This is a genomic window from Staphylococcus sp. HMSC055A09 (assembly GCF_001809655.1).
Lineage (GTDB): Bacteria > Bacillota > Bacilli > Staphylococcales > Staphylococcaceae > Staphylococcus > Staphylococcus capitis.
The window spans coordinates 125,148-145,741 of the sequence record NZ_KV798360.1; the positions used below are offsets into that span (position 1 = coordinate 125,148).

The window sequence follows — 20,594 nt, forward strand, 5'->3', positions numbered from 1 at the left end:
AATTTGAGGGATGAGATAATGAGAAAGACTTTATATTTATTTTTTGTTTCTATTGTGTTGATGGTATTCATTTTAGAAGGATGCTCAAAACAGAAAGATTCTCACACTGAAGATAGTGAAAATGAAAATATGTATGCAAGTCATCAATCAAAAATGACTAAAGATTGGCAAACATACGATGGTGAAATATACCATATCTTTTATCATCCACTTATTACTGACGCTAAAGTGGCATTTTCGGGGAGCCCACAAGAAGCCAAAGGTAATAACGACTGGATGATTACAGCTAACGAATTTAAAAAATCTCTAGAAGAGTTACATAAAAGAAATTATATTTTAATTGATCCACACGATGCTTATGATTTAAAAGCAAAAACGATAAATAAGAAGAAGTTAAAATTACCTAAAGGTAAAAAACCATTAATACTATCTATCGACGACATGAACTATTATGAGTACATGCGTGGAAAAGGGTATGCCGACAGATTAGTTTTAGATAAAAACAAACATGTTGTATCAGAAACGAAGCAAAAGAATGGCAAAGTAACACATTCTAAAGACGATGATATCGTTCCAATATTAAATGACTTTGTTAAAAAACACCCTGATTTCTCTTTAAATGGACAAAAAGGTGTAGTTGCATTAACAGGATATAATGGCGTTTTAGGATATCGTACAAATGAAACAGATAGTAAGCATTATAAGGACCGTAAAGCTAAAGCAACAGAAGTAGCTGATGCTATGAAAAGAGATGGTTGGACATTTGCCAGTCATTCATATGGACATATTAATTTTGAACAATCATCTTATGAAGGAATTGTTAAAGATACAAAACGTTGGGAGAAAGAAGTGACACCAATTATAGGTAAAACTGATTTATTTATTTTCCCCCATGGTGCACAAGATAGAGATACGCCAGCATATAACTATCTGATTAAAGAAGGTCACTTTAAATATTTGGCTGGAGTAGGACCTAATAACTTTACCGATGTTGAACCAGATAATGTATATCAAGATAGAGTTGCAGTAGATGGTCTGAACTTATACGATTTTAAAGATAAATTAAAGCCTTTTATGAATCCTGAGAAGGTTTATGATAAACAAGATCGCAGTTACTTTAAAGGGAATAAAGATTATCAACAAGAATAAATATTCGTTAATAAGATGAAGTTATGCGAATTATTTACTTTCATAATTTCATTCAGATAATTACTCATAACAAGTAAACAGGCTAAGACATTAACGTTATGTCCTAGCCTGTTTTACATATGCGCGTGTATTCGGTATTTTTGAAAAGTTGAGTAAAACTTGATATAAGTATATGTAAAGTACATAAACTAACAAGAATATTAGAAAAATGAAATCAGGTGATACGATGTTTCGAAGAATACTATATATAACAGGCACGATAGGATTAACATCATTACTTTTAACTTCTCAAAGTTATGCAGTAGAAAAGCCCACACCTCTAGTCAATAAAGAAGAAAATGCTAATATTTCAACTCAATATGAACCTCAATCACTCACGCTCACTACAAAACAAGGTCAAATTTTATACAATTACAACGAAAATAAAAAAGTAGATCCTGCCTCTTTAACTAAAATGATGACAATGTATTTAACATTGGATGCAGTTAAATCAGGAAAAATACATATGAAAGATAAAATAAAAATCACATCTAAACAAGCGCAATTATCTCAAAAGTCTAACCTTTCTTCGGTACCGTTAAAAGCAGGACAAACATATACTGTTAAAGATATATTGAGCCAAACAGCTTTAGCTTCAAGTAATGCTGCTGCTTTAATTCTAGGCGAAAAGGTATCAGGTTCGACTTCTACTTTTACAGATAAAATGAATCAGCAGGCTAAAACATTTCACATGAAAGACACACACTTTACAAGTCCAGCTGGAGCAGATACTGAGTTGTTAGGATCTAGCGCACCTCAAAAGTATAAGAAACAAGGGAAGACTTCCAGTACGTCTAAAGATATGAATATCATGATGTATCACATGATCAAAGAGCACCCTGAAATACTTAAAACCACACAAAATAAATCAGATACACAAAAAGGACAATCATTTGAATCTACGAATTTATCTTTGAAAGGTCAGCCGAAATATTATAAAGGGACTGACGGACTCAAGACTGGTACGAGTGATTCCGGATATAGTTTAGCTTTAACAAATAAGCAACATGGTTTGAGATTAAATGAGACGATTTTAGATGTTACACCATATCCTAGTGAAACAGCTAAATTAAATCGTAATGAAATTGCGAATGATATGATGAAATATTATCGGAAGCAATATGAATATAAAAAGGTGTTATCTAAAGGTGAACATCAAATTGATGGCAAAAAATACACAGTAAAAAAAGACTTATATGACGTCGTACCTAAACATAAAAAATGGTATATTGCGATTAATGATAAAGGGAATGCTTACGTTCACTATCAACGACATTTTCTAGATGGCGCTTCTTATCCATCGGTAAAAGCTGAAAAGAAAAGTAGTGGCTTATTTGGATGGTTATCGCATTGAATAATGCGATAACTTTTTTATTGATCTACAAAAGCGCTATATTTTATTTATTACTTATGATTGCCAAAAGTGTGGTGCATTGACTATAAGACACTCGATGAACGTTCAACATGATTACGCATAGTGTCCGCACTATAATGAAAATAGCAATACGTGTCTTTAATGCCTTTTAAACTTAATAAAAGGATAGCAAGTTAAAGAAACGTATTGAAAGAGGGCATGAACCTCGGGTTGTTCCTAAAACAAATTCACCCAAAACTAGACGTAAAAAAGCCATACAAGGAAGACCTTGGATGGCTAGACATTAATGATTGAAACCTCTATTATAGTTTCTTCTGAAGATTCATAATCATTCTTGATAAATAGATGAGGGATTGCAAAACTATCTTTATATAGATGTGTTTTCAATCCCTCTCTTTTATGAATATAGTTTAGAACTTCTTTATATTTGTTTCTCTGATACCATTGATTATTTTAACTACCTCTATAGTTAACTCATCAACAGATCGTTCTTGACCTTCTTTAAGCCAAGCATAAATGATACGTAATATACCACCTGCTATAAATTCTTTATAAACTTCTAAATCAATAGTGAAACGTATACCGTGCCTTATGTCGAAATTAACTTGTCTCTCTACACCTTTATAAAGTTGCGTATAGACGATACGTGTCACTTCATCATAATACGATATAGTAAAGATACTTTGAATCGTTTCTCGATTTTCAATTAAAAAATAAAGCGTATCTCTAACGATATTTTCAAAATATGATTTAGGCTGTTTGACTAATAAACTCTCTGAATGAGATTCATGCAAACTATTGGAAAAGTTGGCTAAGACTTGGTTTAATAAATCGTATTTATCACTATAGTGACGATAAAAAGTAGAGCGTCGTACCATAGCACGATCACACAAATCTTGAACTGTAATCTGACTAAAATTTTTAGTTTTAAGTAATTCTAAAAATGAATCCATTAGAGCACGTTGTGTCTTCTTAACACGTAAATCATTGCTATTCATTATTGTTCACCTCATTAATCGGACACTTCAAAATCTGTGTGACTTAAGCGACATTTTTTGTATTTTGGCTACTCAATAAAATTGAAGCCGATGTATAATTATTGTTAGTTAAAGTCTCTGACTTATTAATTAACTAAAGTATAGTTATAGTTTACTACTATTATATGTGATAACAAAATATATAATTTAGTTATACAAATATTTATTCGTAATTAGAGAAGGGTTGTTAAAATATAAGAAGGAGATTTTAAATGATCAAGTCAGTATTCACTTGGCTTTTATGGGAAAGCATTTAATCGAGAGGGAATCATGACGAACATAATTATTCATCATGATTTCCTCTTAATTTTCACCTTTAGTATGATAGTTATGCACGCCATCAAGTAGGGTCACCATTTCTTTAGTTAACTCATTGATCGAACGTTCTTGACCATCTTGAATCCAAGCATACATTGTTCTCAATATTCCCCCGGTTATAAATTCAGCAAGTATTTCTATATCGACATCGAACTCAACGCCGTGCTGTATTTCAAACTGTATTTGTGCTTTCATCCCTTCATATAATTGTTTGAATATAATATCGGTCACTTCATCATAAAGCGCTAATGTTAATACATTTTGAACAATAGACTTATGATTATATAGATATTGTAATGATTCGTGAATGACCTTTTCGAAATGAGCTCTAGGATTCTCAGGGTTTAATGTTGAGAAATGCTTCTCTCTTACTCTGAAAATTAATTTTCGTATTAATAACTTAAGCAAATCGTATTTATCATCAAAACGTCGGTAAAACGTTGAACGTCTTACGAGAGCTTTATCGCACAAATCTTGCACTGTTATTTGATTGAACTCTTTTGTTCTTAAAGTTTCAAATAAAGCATCTAATAGAGCTTTTTCTGTTTTTTCTACACGCAAATCTTTACTCTTCATTATACACCTCTAAAAAGAGACATTTTTGATTAAATGTCACATAAGTATCAGATAGCTTAATTTGGATATACATTGTTTGAATTTAAGTTGGTATAATAACTTTTGTAATAATAATTTAATTAACATGTTCAAAGCAATGGTATTACTATGTAAGCCATACTAACTCATTTAATTGGGCTTTGTGGGTTAGTATGTTTTGTGTGGTAATTAGAGTATACTTTTTTATTTTTCTCAAAATCACTTAAACAGCTTAATTGCTGTATCCCTAAATTTTTGTGTATTAATGTAGTCAAGTATCTCTAGTTATTGCGTGTGTAAAGCAAAATGCTGATCGTTATCGATTGGTATTTTGCTTTTTTTGTGGATTTTTAAAAAATGTATCGGTGAAAGTTTTAATATTTATAAGTATTTAATAAATATATGTATAACTACTTTTAGAATAATATATCCAGTAGATTCAAACAAGGCGAATCGTCCCTTTGACCACATATTTCACAGGTTTTTTTAAAATTAATATTTTACTCAAGTGCAGAAGGAATACATCATTATAAAAATGTTCACTTGATGAACGACAATATATTAAACAATAGTAAATTTGAAAAATTTAGATATAGAATAAAATTTTAGCTCGACGTTGATTAGATGATAAATCATCGCCGAGCTTTTTCAGTTAAAGGATATATCTTTTTAAGTGTTTAGCGGTTACTGAATTTTTAATATTTAAAAGTCCCGCAGGCTGACCACTATACAATAGTTGTCCACCTTTATCTCCAGCATAAGGGCCTATATCGATAAACCAGTCAGCTTGTGTCATCATCGTTAAATTATGTTCGATAAGAATAACCGTGTTATGATCGTCAATTAAATGATTGAAGCAATCAATCAGTACAGGTAAATCATCTTCATGAAGCCCCGTCGTTGGTTCATCAAAAATAAAAATATAATCGTGTACATCTTCAGTTAAATAGCGACTTAGTTTAACGCGTTGAATTTCACCGCCTGACAATGTATCTAAAGATTGTCCTAATGTCATATATTGAAGTCCTGTGTTAGCCAACGCTTGAAGCGGACGAGTGATACTGTCTTGACCTTCAAATTGAGAGATGGCTTCACTTACAGTAAGGGCAAGTATATCTGCGATAGAATATCCCTCTACCTTCGCCTGTAATACTTCAGGGCGATATCTTGTGCCACCACACATCTCACACACTTGAGAAAAGTCTGGCATAAATGCGAGTTCGGTCTTAAGTACGCCTTTACCATTACATTCAGGGCAAGCGCCCTCAGAATTATAGCTAAACATACTTTTCTTCATACCAGTATGTTGACTAAAGAAACTTCTTACCTCATCGAAGATATCTAAGTATGTGAGTAAATTAGAGCGATTCGATGCGTGAGGCGGTTTCTGATCGATGAAGATAGCACGTTGCTCTTGTTCAAAGGCTGCTGAGATAAGGGAACTCTTACCTGAGCCAGCCACACCAGTAACTACGGTCATCGCATGTTTTGGTAATTGAGTTGAAATATGATTTAAATTGTTACGTGAAATATTCTCAATATTAAACATGTCATGAGTTGCTCTAGGATGGTCTTTAAGTTGATGTGTTCTGTTTAAAGCTTGACCTGTGCTCGTCTGAGATGTGAGAAGGTCTTGATAACTTCCTTCAAACATAATCTCTCCACCATCTTTGCCTGCATTCGGACCTATATCAATAATGTGGTCAGCCGTTTGAATAACATCAGGGTCGTGTTCAACAACGATCACCGTATTACCTTTTTGTTTAAGTGATTCAATCATGTCATTAATTCTCTGAATATCTTCTGGGTGAAGTCCTACACTCGGTTCATCGATGATGTAAACTAAATCACTTAATGGACTATTTAAATGGCGAATAAGTTTTATCCGTTGAGATTCGCCACCGGAAAGCGTTGTCGTTTCACGAGATAACGTTAGGTAATTCAAACCTATATAGCTTAATGCTTGTAGTTGTTGTTTTAAAGGTTCGATAATCACTTTTGCTGTGTTTGAATCTATTTTTTCTAGAAAATGAACAGCCTCATCAATGGGTAAATCTGTAAATTCAGCAATGTTTAAGCCATTGATTTTACAACTCAACACTTTATCATTAAGCCTTTTACCATGACATGAAGGGCAATCATGCTTAGTAACGACTCGATCAATATCAGCTTTGAAGCGTTTCTTCTCAAAGTTATCATTTAGTAAGAAAGAGCGTCTGAAACGATGAATTAGACCTTCAAATTTAGCTGTTCTAGGCCAATTTGATGGCGGATTCTTCAACTTTGTAGGTTCTGTATATAAAAAAGTATCCAATTCTTCTTTTGTATAATCTTTTAACTTTTTATCATTATCAAATAGACCTGTATAAAGATATCTTTTACCTCGCCAACTATCGGGTCTAAACGACGGGAATTTAATGGCATCTTCATTGAGCGATTTATCAAAATCAAGTAACTCATTTAAATCAATGTCTTCAACATAACCTAATCCTGAACATGTTTCACACATACCTTTCGGATTATTAAATGAGAAAATATCAGAATAACCAACAAAAGGTTCTCCTATTCTTGACCATAACAATCTCACAGAAGCATAAATATCAGAAATAGTTCCTACCGTCGAACGTGAATTACCACCTAGGCGTTTCTGATTAATAATCATTGCAACGGGAAGGTGATTGATTTGATCGACGTCTGGTTTTTCATATTGTGTGAGTTGATGTTGAACATAACTTGAGTATGTTTCATTTAATAGACGTTCAGATTCAGCAGCAATGGTATTAAATACTAGTGAAGACTTACCTGAGCCTGACCGCCCTGTAAATACAATTAATTGATGTTTCGGTATATTAACATCGATATTTTTTAAATTATTTTGTCTAGCGCCTATGATTTCAATTTGTGACATGGAATTCACCTCATTACTTAATACATACCCCAGGTACACTAAAATATTACTACTGTTCAAGTCTATCAATCGTGATATTAAGATTAAAATATTTCTTTAGAAAATACTTATAATTGTCGGACGATACCTCACATTTTTCTTTAGAACTTTGTGAAGTTAACGTAAGACTTTGATGTGTCATCGTCGCACGTCCAAATGACTGTGGTTGTGTGATTAATAGCTGCTTAACAAAGATAGAGTTTGGATTACTCTCGTTATAAATGATTTTATCGCTGAAATCTTGAATTGATTGACGCTCTAAGTAGGCGTGATATAGAGTAGTCCATTTATTATTTTTCAATTTTTGAACATGATAGCAGTCTTCTTTGTCAAAAATTGCGCGAAATTCTCCATTGATATCAGAAATACTCACTGGTTGAGACGGATGTGAAATCGGGATTGCATGTAGAGGTAAGTCACCAAACCCAACGTCTGTCACATAATAAGTATCATTTAAAATTGTGTATAAAGACATATGTGAGCCTTCTAAAGCAACACCGCCATCTGGAGTATGAACTGTTCCAGAAGCTCGATGGACATCAAAACCTTTTTTCTCTAAGTACGTTACGAACAAGTGGTTCATTTCATAACAGAACCCACCGCGATGTTGGTTTATAACTTTGTCCAATAAATCATTAATATTAACAGAGATAGGAACTTGATTTTGAACGTTAATATTTTCAAACGGAACAGTCATCATATAACGTTCCATATAATAATCTAGCGAGGCTTTATCAATATTGTTATAACGAGAAGAATCAATATTTAAATAGCTTTCAAACTGCGATAGTTCCATATTTCATCCTCCTACAATTTTTATTTTCACACTCATCTCTATTTTAAAAAAGACACCCATTAATATGTAAGTTTATAGGTTTAATCGGCTTTATAATGCTTGATTTAATTGTGTATAATTATTGACAAAACTGCAATTATCTCGTAATATTTGTTTTAAATTAAATCGAAAAGAATAGTGTTTTGATTCTTATATACTTTTTATATAAAGAGTGTGTGAGAAAAATTTTTCATAATAATTGAAAACGCTTTCTGAACGATGGAAAGGATGGTCATTATGGAAGCTATTAAAGCGATATTTAGCAAGATCTTTGAATTATTACCACGCGCAATCGTAAATCTATTTATTTAGAAATACGCTATTGTGGAGTTCATTTTTCAAAAATAAACAAATAGAGAGGTGCTTACTATGAAAACAAGACAAAACAAGTATAGTATTCGTAAATTTAGTGTGGGGGCATCATCCATCTTAATCGCAGCTTTATTATTTATGGGTGGAGGCTCAGCACAAGCGGCCGAACAAAATCAGGAACAGGGAAATCCTGAGAAGGCAACAGCACAATCTATTGGGGATGAAAATGAAGATTCAAATGGGCAACAGGCGACAGAGGATGACGCGTCTCAATCAGCTAAAGAAACTACGTCTGAACAGCCAAATGTTGAAAAAGATAATAGCGAAAATGCTAATGATAATCAAACAAGCTTACATAATGAAAATAATCAAAACACTGAACAACAAGATTCAGAAACTGAAGAACAAAATTCAGCACAAAATACAGAACAAACGAAGTCTACTGAAGAACAAGGTAAAGAGGAACAAACTTCTGCACAAGATGCAACTCAAAATTCAACTAAGTCATCAGATGAACAAGTGGAATCTAGTGAGGATTCACAAGTAGATAATAGTAAAGAGGACGCAAAGCAAGAGGATGCTAACCAAGCGGACTCAAAATCTGAACAAACAGAAGAACAAACGGATGTTCAAACACAACCAACAGAAAAATCTGATGAAGATAAATCAACTCAATCTAAACCAGAAGTGAATCAAAATCAAGAAAGTGAAAAAGATTCATCTGAGACTCAAGATAATCTAAAACAAGACAATCCAAAAACTGAAGATAAAACAGAAGAAGTATCAGATTCACAAAAAGATTCACAAAAAGTCACTCAAAATAACCAACAAAAAGACGACTTATCTTCAGATAAAGAGACAACTCAATCAGACAGAGCAGTAAAAAATCAAGCTAAAGATGAAACTGAAGCTTCTCAAACTGATAAAGATCAAACTCAAACTCAAACTGCGACTGCAACTGCAACAAAACCAAAAGCATCACAACAAGATAAAGAAAATGATGCAGAAGAACAGCAAAAAGTGTCAGCGCAAGACGAAGCAACTTCAGAAGAGACTCCAGCTGAAACAGATAACCACAAAACGCAAGCATTGAGTGTAAGTGACAAAGCAAATCCTAAATCTGAGAAAGATGAATCATCTAACAATGATAAAGATTCTAAAGATGGATTAGGTACGCTTAAGAGTAATGCTGTAGCTACTACAAATAAAAAATCTAAGCAACAAACAACGAAACAACAGAAAGATCAAACAAATAAAGCGGCTAAACAAAGCCAATATAAAAATCATGATCCAATCATCTTAGTTCACGGTTTCAATGGTTTCACTGATGATATCAATCCTTCAGTGCTTGCACATTATTGGGGCGGCGATAAAATGAATATCCGTCAAGATTTAGAAGAGAATGGTTATAAATCTTATGAAGCAAGTATTAGTGCATTTGGTAGTAACTACGATCGCGCAGTTGAACTATATTACTATATTAAAGGTGGCCGTGTAGATTATGGTGCCGCACATGCTGCGAAATATGGTCATAAACGTTACGGTAAAACATATGAAGGTGTATACAAAGATTGGAAACCAGGCCAAAAAGTTCATCTTGTCGGACATAGTATGGGTGGTCAAACAATCCGTCAATTAGAAGAGTTACTAAGAAACGGAAATCCTGAAGAAGTTAAATATCAAAAAGAACATGGTGGCGAAATTTCTCCATTATATAAAGGTAATAATGACAATATGGTTTCTTCAATCACAACTTTAGGTACACCACATAATGGTACGCACGCATCAGATGAATTGGGTAATGAAGCGCTAGTACGTCAAGTTGTGTATGATTTAGGAAGAGCATTCGGTAATAAAAACTCTCGCGTAGACTTTGGATTATCACAATGGGGTCTTAAACAAAAACCAAACGAATCACGTATTGATTATGTGAAGAGAGTTCAAAAATCTAAATTATGGAAATCTAAAGATAATGGTTTCAATGATTTAACTCGTGATGGTGCGACTGACCTTAACCGTAAAACATCATTAAATCCTAATATTGTTTATAAAACATATACAGGTGAATCTACGCATAAAGGTCTATTTGGTAGACAAAAAGCAGATTTAAATCTTTTCTTCCCATTCACGGTAACTGCCAATGTTATTGGTAAAGCTAAAGAGAAAGAATGGAGAGAAAATGACGGTTTAGTATCAGTTATTTCTTCTCAACATCCATTCAATCAAAAATATGTTGAAGCTACAGACCAAAATCAAAAAGGTGTATGGCAAGTGACACCAACTAAACATGACTGGGATCATGTGGACTTTGTTGGACAAGATAGCTCAGATACAGTACGCTCAAGAGAGGAACTACAACAATTCTGGCATGGACTTGCAGATGATTTAGTTCAAAGTGAAAAACTGACATCAACTAAAAAAGCATAACGATGAAACATGAATTTTAAAAATTATTTAAAAAGGAGTGAATCCAATGACAGGTGATGTATTTCAATTAATCGGCTCATTTTTCAAAGTCTTAAAAACATTATTCTCATAATGAGATAACAGCTTTACATAAAGCCTCCCACAGAGATCCAGTTATTATATCTCTGTGGGAGGCTTTTTCAACATTAGTGTGATTTCCAACTAGGTTGATAGTTATTAAATTGTAGCTTATACGGTTGTTTGCCAATAACAAATCTAAAAATATAAAATTCTCTTAACATCATGCCAACACCAATACATATTCCGATAATCATTAACAAGGAAACCGCTAAGAAGACGACCGTGTTATCTTCAAAGATATTGGTATAAGCAAATAGTGAATCTAAGATAATTGGATGTAATAAATAGATGAAAAACGAAAATGCGCTTATCATTTGAACCGTGTTTAATAGCATCGTTTTAAAATGCGCACAAATGCCAATAAGCACAAAGAACATAATACTATTGTATAACGTAAGTGAATAAGTGAAGCTTGTTACATTCCAATAATCATCACCTGAAAGTGCTATAAATAATACATATGAACCTAAAGCTAACATAATCATGATAACGAGATATTTTTCTAAGAATGATAGGACACGTTGATAGTTATATCCTATGAAACCACCTAAAAAGAAATAAAAAATCCATCCTAATATCATCGTATTTTCACTTAAAGGATAGTAATGTTTTACAAATGTATGGAAAGCATCACTATGATTAAAGTAGTATAAAAATGTTTGTTGTACTACAAATGCTAATACTAATAATATCTTACTGTTAAACAGTTTATAATTAATTTTATAAATTAAGTAAGATAATATGAAGAATTGCATGATGATAATGATGAAATAACCGTACCATTGCCCTAATATTACATTTTCAAAAAATTGCTTTTTGAAAGAAGAAGCAGTCAATAATGATTCACTATAACTATAGAATAATCCCACTAATAAATATGGAATAAAGATATATTTGAACCGAGAAATCAAATATTGTACGCTTACAGATTTATAATTTAATGTTGTTAGCAACTGTGATAATACAATAAAACTTGGAGTTCCAAAGATAACTATATTCCGAATATAATATTGTAGAACAAGAGAACTCCCTGACAAATGTTCATGTTCTAGTGTGATTTGAGTTAATAAGTGTGTCACTATAATAATGATGCAAATAAAAGTACGTAAATATACTAATTCAAGTCTATTTTTATTCATGGAAACAGTCCCATTTCTTAATTAAAGTTTCGAATGCGTCGTTACTTACTAAAATACGTGGAATTTTATAATTATTATCATGAGGAGTGACTGCTTGCTCCTTCAATGTAAATCCGTATTTCATACCTGCATCTTTAGAAGCTTGAATTTTACTATTATTGATTAGACCGTAGGGGTAAGCAATGGCATGTTGTGTTTTACCAAACTTCGATTTTAGTTCATCTTCACTTACTTCAATGTCTTTAATAGCAGACACATTAGACGCCTCTAGAAATTTAGATTTATTTCCTTTCTTAAGAGAATGTAAATCATTCGTGTGTGTTTCAAAGTCCCAAAGTCCTGAACGATACATTTTTGATAATTGAGGCTGCGTGATCATATCCAAATTATGAAAATTCTTCTCTCCAACGTGTCCTGTAATCACGAAGCCAGTTGCAGGAATTTTATATTTTTTTAGTACTGGATAAGCATTTTGATAAATTGTCTTATCCATATCATCGAAATTTATCCATACGCTACGTTTTGGAAACTTCCCTTTCTGTTTATACTTCAAAAACTCTTTCAAAGTAAGAAACTTTGCATCATGTTTCTTAAGCCACTTGATTTGTGATTCAAATTCTTTATCTGTCACACTATAATTTTTAATTTCCTTACTACTAGAGAAAATCGTAATAAAGTCATTTAACGGGTCATTTTTTCTCACTCTGTGATAGTTTAACGCTAAAGCGCTATTCTTCTTATACTTTAACTTCTTGTGGTCTTCATCGGCTTGTGCATAATGATGAAAGCTAGGTGTTACATTCGTCATTACTAACATCACTACTAAGCTAATGAAGATGAATTTGAAAGGTTTCATACTTCACGACCTTTCTTAATTTTTTGGAAAATCAAACTAAATGTGAAGAATAGGAAAATGATAATTGAAAATAATCCCATTAATTCAAAGATCTTATAAATTTCAATATTCTCCACGTTAAGAGCGATACGTATTGTTATCACACTTTCCACTTGAGAATTGATTAGCGTTCCGATATATACAATCATAACGACTACGCAATAAATCCAAAATGCACAAGATATCGCAATGAATAAGCTCTCCCTAACTATATTCAACGACGATTTTACCGTTGGATATTTCCTCTGTCTGGGCTTGACCATGTAGCATAGCCACCTTTCTTTCTTTTTAATGCTTTAGGAAATGCGAAAATGACAACGGCGGCATTGATAATCCAATAGATTGTCGGATACCAACTCACAAATATTAAACCAGCGATATTTTTCTTTTCGTAGCGACTGTCTATAAATAAAGCAACTGTAAATTGAATAATATTGATAAAGGTCATCGTAAATGATGATAGGAAAAATATTGAAAAACTATACTTCAAATATGTGTAATCTAAGAAGTTTGCTGTCATTAATAGAAATGCTAAGTACAGCAAAATCATATAAACCCAAATAATTGAAACTATTTGTTCAAACATGAGGATATAGAGCGATAATTTTTTAGATTTCATTGTTGCCCAAAAATCTCTTAATAGAACTTCATGTCCACCTTGAGCCCATCGCAAACGTTGTTTCCATAGCCCCCCAACCGTTTCAGGTACTAACATCCAACACATGGCACGTGGTTCATAATTAATACGAAAATCTGCAAGATGCAGTTTCCACGAAACAGCAATATCCTCAGTAATCATATCAGTATCCCAATAACCAACTTCTTTAAGTGCACTTTTTTTAAATAATGTAAACACTCCAGAAATAGTATTAATGGCACCAGCAAGTGATTGACTACGTTTGATACATCCAATTAAGCTTGCGTATTCTATCGTCTGAATTTTCCCCAATATAGAACTTTTATTACGTATACGTGGATTACCTGTAACAGCACCTAGTTTAGGATCTTGTTTAAAGTTATCCATCATATAATATGGCGCATCTTGATTAACGATTGTGTCTGCATCCAAACACATGACGTAATCATATGAAGAATGTTTGACGCCTTCGTTTAAAGCGTTAGCTTTTCCTCTATTTACCTGTAAATCAACAAATTTAAAGTCGTGATGTTGCTTCATCTCATAAATAATTTCAGCGGTATTATCTGAACTACCATCATTTATGATGATGATTTCTTTTTTTGGATAGTTGAGAGCCAACACATTTGAGAGTGTATCTCTAACAGTTTCGCTCTCGTTGTAACAGGCCAGCAAGAAAGAGATACCTTCAATCTGGTCCTTGTTTTTAGAGATTACTTTCTTCTTACTAAAAGGAAATTCTTTAGTGAAAAAGTAATAAAACGCCCCAACAATCCAGTAAATGGACATAAAAATGGGGTAAAAAAGTAAAAAGTTAAAAAATTGCAACTTATCTACCTACCTTTCGTTAGTTAGGCTGTATCGCATATACTAATCGAAAGTGTTTCAATTTGCAATAGAATGTTGTTATACTTGAACAGTAATATTTGTAATTTTAACTTAATTTTCCTGTAATATAACGAATTTAAATTAAATAAGGGGGAGATTTTAGAATTGAAGAATAAGATTATTGATAATGCAATAACCTTATTTTCTGAAAAGGGGTATTACGGTACTACACTTGATGATATCGCTAAAAGTGTAAACATCAAGAAAGCGAGTTTATACTATCATTATGACAACAAAGAAGAAATTTACCGTAAAAGCGTAGAAAACTGTTTTAATTACTTTAAAACTTTCATTCTTGAGAGCAACAACGATTCTAACTACTCTATAGATGGGCTTTACCAGTTTTTATTTGAATTTATATTTGATATTGATGAAAGGTATATCAGGTTATACGTCCAATTATCCAGTGCACCAGAAGAGTTATCTTCAGAGATCCATAATCATCTCTTAGGAGTTAATGAAGTGCTAGATAGTGAAATTATAAAATATTATGATTCCTCCAATATATCTATGGGTAAAGAAGATTTTCAAAATTTGATACTCCTTTTTTTAGAGAGTTGGTATCTGAGAGCGTCCTTTTCACAAAGATTCGGGGTTACTGAAGAAAATAAGAATTGCTATAAAGACCAAGTATATTCTTTATTAAATGTGTTTATAAAAAAATAATTTTGGTAACTAGTATGTAATAAATCTCTTATTTTTATAAGGAATTGCATTGCATATTTTTTTGAAACCAAAAAATAGTTGACAATATATATAAAAATTGAGACTCTAAAGTTATAGCTAATAAAATTCGAATTTTATACAATTACTTGGAGATTTGAATAATTCAAATTTAATAAGAGTTGTTCATAAGTGTGATTTTAGTATTTCAAAATTTGATCGTGAACCTAGTTATAGTTAAGTTAAAATTATAGAGGCTTAATTAAGATTGTTAAATTCATATATAATCGAAAACAGCCTATAAACATGAGTCATAGACATTTAGTTAATAAAATTTATAATATATTTGAGCATCTACAATCGTCATTGTGGGTGCTCTTTTTTTTTAATTTTTAAAAATAAAAGTTAATTAAGCAATTTAATTACAAGTCAATGATGTAAAAATATGGTAAAAATTATGTAACATAAATGAAATAATTAAAAATCTGTGATAACGTAGAATATGTAAAATTCAAAATTTCTGAAAGGGGTTACAGTTTAATGAAGAAAGTCACTTTATTAAGTAGTGCAGTATTAGCAGGTACGATTGCTTTATCAGGCGTAACAGGAGTAGCAAATGCGAGCGACTATCATCATGGCAACTTCGCTACTTATAAGGAAAAAGTTGAATCACTAAAAAAATTAAAAAAAGATGGAGCTATTAGTAATAAAGAATATAAAGGTAAAATGGAAGCTTTAAAAGAGTTTGATAAACAAGGACGTACGAATATGGGATCTAGACCATATGGTGGTATGCCTCCTAAAGGTATGACTAGTGAGCAATACAGTGAATTAGAATATAATGTTGGTAATGCTAATGAGATGCCTAACTCAGTATTTAACAAGAGAATCGATCGTGAAACACAAAAAATTGCAGATAAATACAAAACAACGATTTATGCACCTCAAAAGACGTTCAAACCACATAAATAAATAATCACAAAAGTAAACAATGTGATTTAATTAAGTAAGCCATAGTGTGTAACATTTAGATAAGGACCATGAAGATAATTTTCAAAATTATGTTTCTGACCCAATTCTAAAAACATGCTATGGCTTTTTATATAATAGAAAACTAATCTTAAAATATATACCATATAATAGAAGAAACACGTTCAATTTGGTTTTGCAAAATCAAATTGCAAACAAAAAAGGGCAGGTTCTTGTAATAAGAACTTGCCCTTTAATAAAGTAGCGGAGGGAGAAGGATTTGAACCAACGCGAGCTAAAAGCTCCTACCAATCACGAATGATTGGCCTCTTAAGCCAGACTTGAGTATCCCTCCAAAATCAGAACATTAACTATTATAAAACGCTCATATTCTTTTGTAAAGAGAAAATGTTATTTTCTTTAAATTTATGTAAATACCAATTTCATACACTCATTAATTCCATTGTTTAAATACCTTAACTAGACCAATAATTAAATAGTAAATAAGATCTATAATAATATCCACGAACCACCAAAACCATTCAAATTTTCGTTTTTTCTTTTTCTCTGTGGGTGTTGAACTCATTATTCTCCTCCTATTTTAATACTGAAATAAACATAACAGTTACAGTGTGATTTTTCAAAAGTCGTCGTTAATATTTATTTCAATAGGGAAGATAAATATATAATTGGAATGTGCTGTCACAAAATCGACAAAAATTATGAATATGCATTTCAATTTATCTATATTAAAAAGTATTTTAATTAATCATTTTACAATTGGCTTAATACCACGTTATCTAAAATTGTCTTAATTTTATTATAATGAAAACAAAATGAAAGCTTATGATACTTGAGTTTAAACTCAAAAATTAATTTCTAAATACCTCTTCACAAGTACCATAATTTTTTATAGTATATCACTCATGTTGATTTTTTGAGAAAAAATAATAAGGGAGGAAGCAAAAATGAGAGAAAACAAAATGATGTTCTTCATATTCATGTTAGGAACTTTCACAGTAGGTATGGCAGAATATGTAGTGACCGGTTTGTTAACGCAAATTGCTGACGACATGAAAGTCTCTATTTCAAGCGCTGGCTTACTAATAAGTGTCTATGCAATTAGTGTAGCTGTGATTGGTCCATTCATGAGAATATTCACTTTAAAAGTGCATGGACATCGATTATTGCCTATTCTAGTGGCTATATTCATTGTCAGTAATTTAGTGGGTATGTTAGCTCCTAATTTTAATATACTGCTATTATCTAGATTGATGTCAGCAGCAATGCACGCGCCATTCTTTGGTGTATGTATGAGTGTAGCGGCTGCGGTTGCTCCTCCCGGTAAGAAACCACAAGCAATTGCCTTAGTTCAAGCTGGGTTAACTATCGCGGTAATGATTGGTGTGCCGTTTGGTTCATTTCTTGGTGGATTCGCAAATTGGAGAACAGTATTTGGTGTAATGATCCTATTAGCTATCATTACAATGTTAGGTATGATTAAATTTGTTCCAAAAGTATCATTAAGTGCAGAAGCCAATATTGCTAAAGAATTAAAAGTATTTAAAAATCCACATATCCTTATAGTTATTTCTATCATTGTATTTGGATATAGTGGCGTATTTACAACTTATACTTTTATGGAACCAATGATTAGAGATTTCTCACCTTATAAAGTGGTAGGCCTTACAGTGTGTCTATTTATGTTTGGTCTTGGTGGCGTTATCGGTAATTTAGTTACTGGAAGTATTCCAGAACATAAATTAACTAAAAATCTCTATCTTACGTTTTTATTATTATTCATCACAATTATTTTATTTGTTACTGTTGTGCATAACGCAGTTTTAGCGTTAATTGTATGTTTCATGTTTGGTTTTGGAACTTTTGGTACGACACCATTACTCAATAGTAAAATTATATTAAGTGCTCATGAAGCGCCACTACTTGCAAGTACATTGGCTGCATCAGTATTCAATGTAGCGAATTTCTTAGGCGCAATCATTGGTTCGATTCTATTATCTATAGGTTTACCATATATTCAAATTACATTTATTTCAGGTGGTATCATTATTCTAGGTATCATTCTTAACTTTCTTAATAATATTTATGAAAAGAAACACATTACATTCAATGATTAATTAAAAAATGCCTGTTCGCTATCCTTAGCGAGCAGGCATAATTGATTTAATATAAATAAACTCACATCATAAATCACTCTTTACTTATGATCTCTCCAAAATTTCGTATAATCTTTTTTCTCTTCCATATTTAGTTTAATCATGTCACCGATTAAATCATAATCAATCTCGTGGTTCCATTTGATTCTAAATAAATTTTCAGTTTGTGTGTAACCAGCGTTAGTTACACGTTGCTTAAATTGTTTCAAACAAGCTGCTTCAGGCATAATTGAGAAATGTTGTTTGGCTTTGCTGAAGGCAATTATAAACGTTTCGTTGTACGTGTACATTGGTTGATTCCATTTCACTACTGGTGTTAAATCTGAATATTGTGTTTCAATCCATTCAAATAAGTGTCTCAATTTTTCACGATGCGCTTCATTCTCGATGTCATTTATAAAAAGGTTAAATTCTGACATAACTTGCACCTCTCATTTTACGACTTTGAAATTTACAACTTTAGGTATATGACTTAAGTCGTTAGTTGATAAGTAATTGATTAATAGTTGTGCGCCTTCAATTTGGATGTCTTTAATGATTGGTTTATTTTCATACATATTATAATTACCACCACCAACAGCACGATAATTATTGACGCAAATAGTGTAGCTTTTATGTTCATCTAAAGGCTTCCCATTCACAAATAAATCACTCACTCGTTCTCCTAGAGCACGACCTACATGAATCGTATAATCTATTCCCGCAAAGATATCATAATTAAAATGTTGAGGTTTTGGCTCAAGGAAGTCTGCGCTCACACTTATTTCCTCATCATGTAAATCGAAATAAGCAGCTGACCGTTCAATAGCTAATTTAATATCACGACCTGTAAGTTCGATTACTTTAAATGTGTTAGGAAATGGATAGTTGTTGATGATATCACGCATAGTCACATCTTTATCGAAGCCTTTAGCAGAATCGAAAAGGGCAGTACAGGTAATATCAGCGCCACTACTTTCAAGTAAAATGTAGTTTAGTAAATTAATAAACGGATGAGGCTTAACTCTAGCATCAAAAGCATTCTCAACTCGCATTGAAGTAGGTAAAGTTGCAACTTTCTTATCTAGCCAATCTTCTAAATGAACTCTTAAATTTTGATCTTGTTGATTTATTTCAAAACTTGAACAATCCTCGACATCTAATAAGTGACAATTCTCTATTTGAACGTCATTGTCATGTTCAATATTTAAGACGATTTTTCCAACTTTAGTCCCTCTTGTACCAGGCTGTATGACGGCAGTTTGATTGTAAATGGTAGCAATATCACGATGTTGATGACCAGTAATTAATACATCAATGTCATCACTGAATAAACGCAAAATTTCAGAAGCTTCATTTTCTCCAGTCAGAGCTTCCGTAGGCTCACCAGTTTCTAAATCACGTTCAAACCCACCATGATAACTTACGACTACTACATCACTTTGTTTTCGCAATTCAGGTAATTGGGAAGAAAGAGTTTCAACAGCACTTTGAAATGTCAAAGTTTCAATGTATTCAGGCTGTTCCCAATGTGGAATAAACTGCGTTGTTAAGCCAATTACACCTATAGTTAACCCCTGACTTTTTATGTAAGTGATACCTTGCCCTGTAAACGGTTCTCCATTTTCTAAAATATTCGCACATAGCATAGGATAATCAAGCTGATGTATGGTTTGTTTAAGATACTTTAGACCGTAATTAAACTCATGATTTCCAATTGTACCGAAATTAAAATTTAAACGATTATAAATATCGGTTAATGGACGACTAGTAGCTAATTCAGAAACTAAATAGTTACACAAAGGGGAACCTTGTAAAAAATCGCCGTTATCTATTTTTATACTGCCGTCATAGTGAGAGCAGTCTTGTTCAATGATATGATTAGCTTTTAATAATCCCATGGGTAATTCAACATCACGATGTGAGAAGTCAGTTGGAAAGATAAATCCATGCACATCACTTACAACATAAAATGCTAATTGAGTCATCCACCTAGAACCTCCTTTGATAAAGAAAAGGTTGGGACTTTAAAAGTTTAAGCTTTGGGAAACTAATTTATGATGTCCCAAAGCGGGATTTTAGCAGTAAAACTTA

Annotated in this window: 17 protein-coding genes and 1 tRNA gene; 6 read left to right on the forward strand and 12 right to left on the reverse strand. The window is 32.3% G+C overall.

The genetic code is table 11. From position 1 onward, the window contains the following. Positions 1–15 precede the first annotated feature (15 nt). Together HMPREF2642_RS02740 and pbp4 are read left to right on the forward strand one after the other, a co-directional pair. Complete coding sequence (locus HMPREF2642_RS02740) at positions 16–1,149, forward strand: polysaccharide deacetylase family protein (RefSeq protein WP_030058868.1); 1,134 nt, start codon at positions 16–18, stop codon at positions 1,147–1,149. Between the two features lie 226 nt (positions 1,150–1,375). Further along, positions 1,376–2,542 (forward strand): penicillin-binding protein PBP4, encoded by a 1,167-nt coding sequence (pbp4, locus tag HMPREF2642_RS02745; RefSeq protein WP_030058870.1) that lies wholly within the window; start codon positions 1,376–1,378, stop codon positions 2,540–2,542. 431 nt (positions 2,543–2,973) lie between these two features. On the opposite strand, the gene HMPREF2642_RS02750 is transcribed toward pbp4, so the two are convergent. The 4 genes from HMPREF2642_RS02750 to HMPREF2642_RS02765 form a co-directional block, all read right to left on the reverse strand. Continuing rightward, positions 2,974–3,561 carry a TetR/AcrR family transcriptional regulator gene (locus tag HMPREF2642_RS02750; protein WP_002435036.1) on the reverse strand — a complete coding sequence of 196 codons (588 nt, stop codon included), beginning with the start codon at positions 3,559–3,561 and terminating at the stop codon, positions 2,974–2,976. A 342-nt stretch (positions 3,562–3,903) separates the two neighbouring features. Then, on the reverse strand, positions 3,904–4,494 hold the full coding sequence (locus HMPREF2642_RS02755) for a TetR/AcrR family transcriptional regulator (protein WP_016898499.1): 591 nt from the start codon (positions 4,492–4,494) through the stop codon (positions 3,904–3,906). A 670-nt stretch (positions 4,495–5,164) separates the two neighbouring features. After that, on the reverse strand, positions 5,165–7,420 hold the full coding sequence (locus HMPREF2642_RS02760) for an ATP-binding cassette domain-containing protein (protein ID WP_030058872.1): 2,256 nt from the start codon (positions 7,418–7,420) through the stop codon (positions 5,165–5,167). A gap of 49 nt (positions 7,421–7,469) precedes the next feature. After that, on the reverse strand, positions 7,470–8,255 hold the full coding sequence (locus HMPREF2642_RS02765; RefSeq protein ID WP_070597643.1) for an arylamine N-acetyltransferase: 786 nt from the start codon (positions 8,253–8,255) through the stop codon (positions 7,470–7,472). Between the two features lie 408 nt (positions 8,256–8,663). Here HMPREF2642_RS02765 and lip point away from each other — a divergent pair, with 408 nt between their 5' ends. Then, the gene (gene lip, locus HMPREF2642_RS02770; RefSeq protein WP_030058876.1) at positions 8,664–11,033 is read left to right on the forward strand and encodes a YSIRK-targeted triacylglycerol lipase; all 2,370 of its coding nucleotides are present in this window, start codon (positions 8,664–8,666) and stop codon (positions 11,031–11,033) included. Between the two features lie 185 nt (positions 11,034–11,218). Here the strand turns inward: lip and icaC are convergent, their stop codons facing one another. The 4 genes from icaC to icaA are packed head-to-tail and all read right to left on the reverse strand — an operon-like array spanning position 11,219 to position 14,652. Continuing rightward, complete coding sequence (gene icaC / locus HMPREF2642_RS02775) at positions 11,219–12,292, reverse strand: polysaccharide intercellular adhesin biosynthesis/export protein IcaC (RefSeq protein ID WP_002454230.1); 1,074 nt, start codon at positions 12,290–12,292, stop codon at positions 11,219–11,221. Further along, positions 12,285–13,148 (reverse strand): intercellular adhesin biosynthesis polysaccharide N-deacetylase, encoded by an 864-nt coding sequence (gene icaB, locus HMPREF2642_RS02780; protein ID WP_070597644.1) that lies wholly within the window; start codon positions 13,146–13,148, stop codon positions 12,285–12,287. Before icaB ends, icaC begins: the two co-directional genes overlap by 8 nt. After that, positions 13,145–13,450 carry an intracellular adhesion protein IcaD gene (icaD, locus tag HMPREF2642_RS02785; protein WP_023350944.1) on the reverse strand — a complete coding sequence of 102 codons (306 nt, stop codon included), beginning with the start codon at positions 13,448–13,450 and terminating at the stop codon, positions 13,145–13,147. The genes icaB and icaD overlap by 4 nt, the downstream gene beginning before the upstream one ends. Beyond that, positions 13,414–14,652, reverse strand: a complete 1,239-nt coding sequence (gene icaA / locus HMPREF2642_RS02790) for a poly-beta-1,6 N-acetyl-D-glucosamine synthase IcaA (RefSeq protein ID WP_030058883.1) — start codon at positions 14,650–14,652, stop codon at positions 13,414–13,416. Before icaA ends, icaD begins: the two co-directional genes overlap by 37 nt. A gap of 165 nt (positions 14,653–14,817) precedes the next feature. On the opposite strand from icaA, the gene HMPREF2642_RS02795 reads away from it, so the two are divergent. After that, the gene (locus HMPREF2642_RS02795) at positions 14,818–15,378 is read left to right on the forward strand and encodes a TetR/AcrR family transcriptional regulator (RefSeq protein ID WP_030058885.1); all 561 of its coding nucleotides are present in this window, start codon (positions 14,818–14,820) and stop codon (positions 15,376–15,378) included. Between the two features lie 537 nt (positions 15,379–15,915). Beyond that, a complete protein-coding gene (locus tag HMPREF2642_RS02800) occupies positions 15,916–16,347 on the forward strand; it encodes a hypothetical protein (RefSeq protein WP_049326420.1) in 432 nt (143 codons plus the stop codon). Between the two features lie 262 nt (positions 16,348–16,609). Here the strand turns inward: HMPREF2642_RS02800 and HMPREF2642_RS02805 are convergent. Both HMPREF2642_RS02805 and HMPREF2642_RS11800 read right to left on the reverse strand, forming a co-directional pair. Next, positions 16,610–16,699: transfer RNA gene (locus HMPREF2642_RS02805), tRNA-Thr, on the reverse strand. Between the two features lie 99 nt (positions 16,700–16,798). Beyond that, on the reverse strand, positions 16,799–16,930 hold the full coding sequence (locus tag HMPREF2642_RS11800) for a hypothetical protein (protein ID WP_002435053.1): 132 nt from the start codon (positions 16,928–16,930) through the stop codon (positions 16,799–16,801). Between the two features lie 382 nt (positions 16,931–17,312). Between HMPREF2642_RS11800 and HMPREF2642_RS02810 the strand changes: the two genes are divergently transcribed. Continuing rightward, positions 17,313–18,482: an MFS transporter gene (locus tag HMPREF2642_RS02810; protein ID WP_070597645.1), complete on the forward strand. Its 1,170-nt coding sequence runs from the start codon at positions 17,313–17,315 to the stop codon at positions 18,480–18,482. Between the two features lie 80 nt (positions 18,483–18,562). Here the strand turns inward: HMPREF2642_RS02810 and HMPREF2642_RS02815 are convergent, their stop codons facing one another. Together HMPREF2642_RS02815 and HMPREF2642_RS02820 are read right to left on the reverse strand one after the other, a co-directional pair. Beyond that, positions 18,563–18,940, reverse strand: a complete 378-nt coding sequence (locus HMPREF2642_RS02815; RefSeq protein ID WP_030058889.1) for an iron chaperone — start codon at positions 18,938–18,940, stop codon at positions 18,563–18,565. A gap of 12 nt (positions 18,941–18,952) precedes the next feature. After that, on the reverse strand, positions 18,953–20,488 hold the full coding sequence (locus HMPREF2642_RS02820; protein WP_030058891.1) for a bifunctional metallophosphatase/5'-nucleotidase: 1,536 nt from the start codon (positions 20,486–20,488) through the stop codon (positions 18,953–18,955). Positions 20,489–20,594: the final 106 nt, after the last annotated feature.

Bases quoted from the DNA above. Each gene is read 5' to 3' on its own strand.
- HMPREF2642_RS02815 (WP_030058889.1), bottom strand. From the start codon at position 18,940: ATGTCAGAATTTAACCTTTTTATAAATGACATCGAGAATGAAGCGCAT.
- HMPREF2642_RS02810 (WP_070597645.1), top strand. From the start codon at position 17,313: ATGAGAGAAAACAAAATGATGTTCTTCATATTCATGTTAGGAACTTTC.
- HMPREF2642_RS02820 (WP_030058891.1), bottom strand. From the start codon at position 20,488: ATGACTCAATTAGCATTTTATGTTGTAAGTGATGTGCATGGATTTATC.
- icaD (WP_023350944.1), bottom strand. From the start codon at position 13,450: ATGGTCAAGCCCAGACAGAGGAAATATCCAACGGTAAAATCGTCGTTG.
- HMPREF2642_RS02800 (WP_049326420.1), top strand. From the start codon at position 15,916: ATGAAGAAAGTCACTTTATTAAGTAGTGCAGTATTAGCAGGTACGATT.
- icaC (WP_002454230.1), bottom strand. From the start codon at position 12,292: ATGAATAAAAATAGACTTGAATTAGTATATTTACGTACTTTTATTTGC.
- pbp4 (WP_030058870.1), top strand. From the start codon at position 1,376: ATGTTTCGAAGAATACTATATATAACAGGCACGATAGGATTAACATCA.
- HMPREF2642_RS02750 (WP_002435036.1), bottom strand. From the start codon at position 3,561: ATGAATAGCAATGATTTACGTGTTAAGAAGACACAACGTGCTCTAATG.
- HMPREF2642_RS02755 (WP_016898499.1), bottom strand. From the start codon at position 4,494: ATGAAGAGTAAAGATTTGCGTGTAGAAAAAACAGAAAAAGCTCTATTA.
- HMPREF2642_RS11800 (WP_002435053.1), bottom strand. From the start codon at position 16,930: ATGAGTTCAACACCCACAGAGAAAAAGAAAAAACGAAAATTTGAATGG.
- icaB (WP_070597644.1), bottom strand. From the start codon at position 13,148: ATGAAACCTTTCAAATTCATCTTCATTAGCTTAGTAGTGATGTTAGTA.
- lip (WP_030058876.1), top strand. From the start codon at position 8,664: ATGAAAACAAGACAAAACAAGTATAGTATTCGTAAATTTAGTGTGGGG.
- HMPREF2642_RS02765 (WP_070597643.1), bottom strand. From the start codon at position 8,255: ATGGAACTATCGCAGTTTGAAAGCTATTTAAATATTGATTCTTCTCGT.
- HMPREF2642_RS02760 (WP_030058872.1), bottom strand. From the start codon at position 7,420: ATGTCACAAATTGAAATCATAGGCGCTAGACAAAATAATTTAAAAAAT.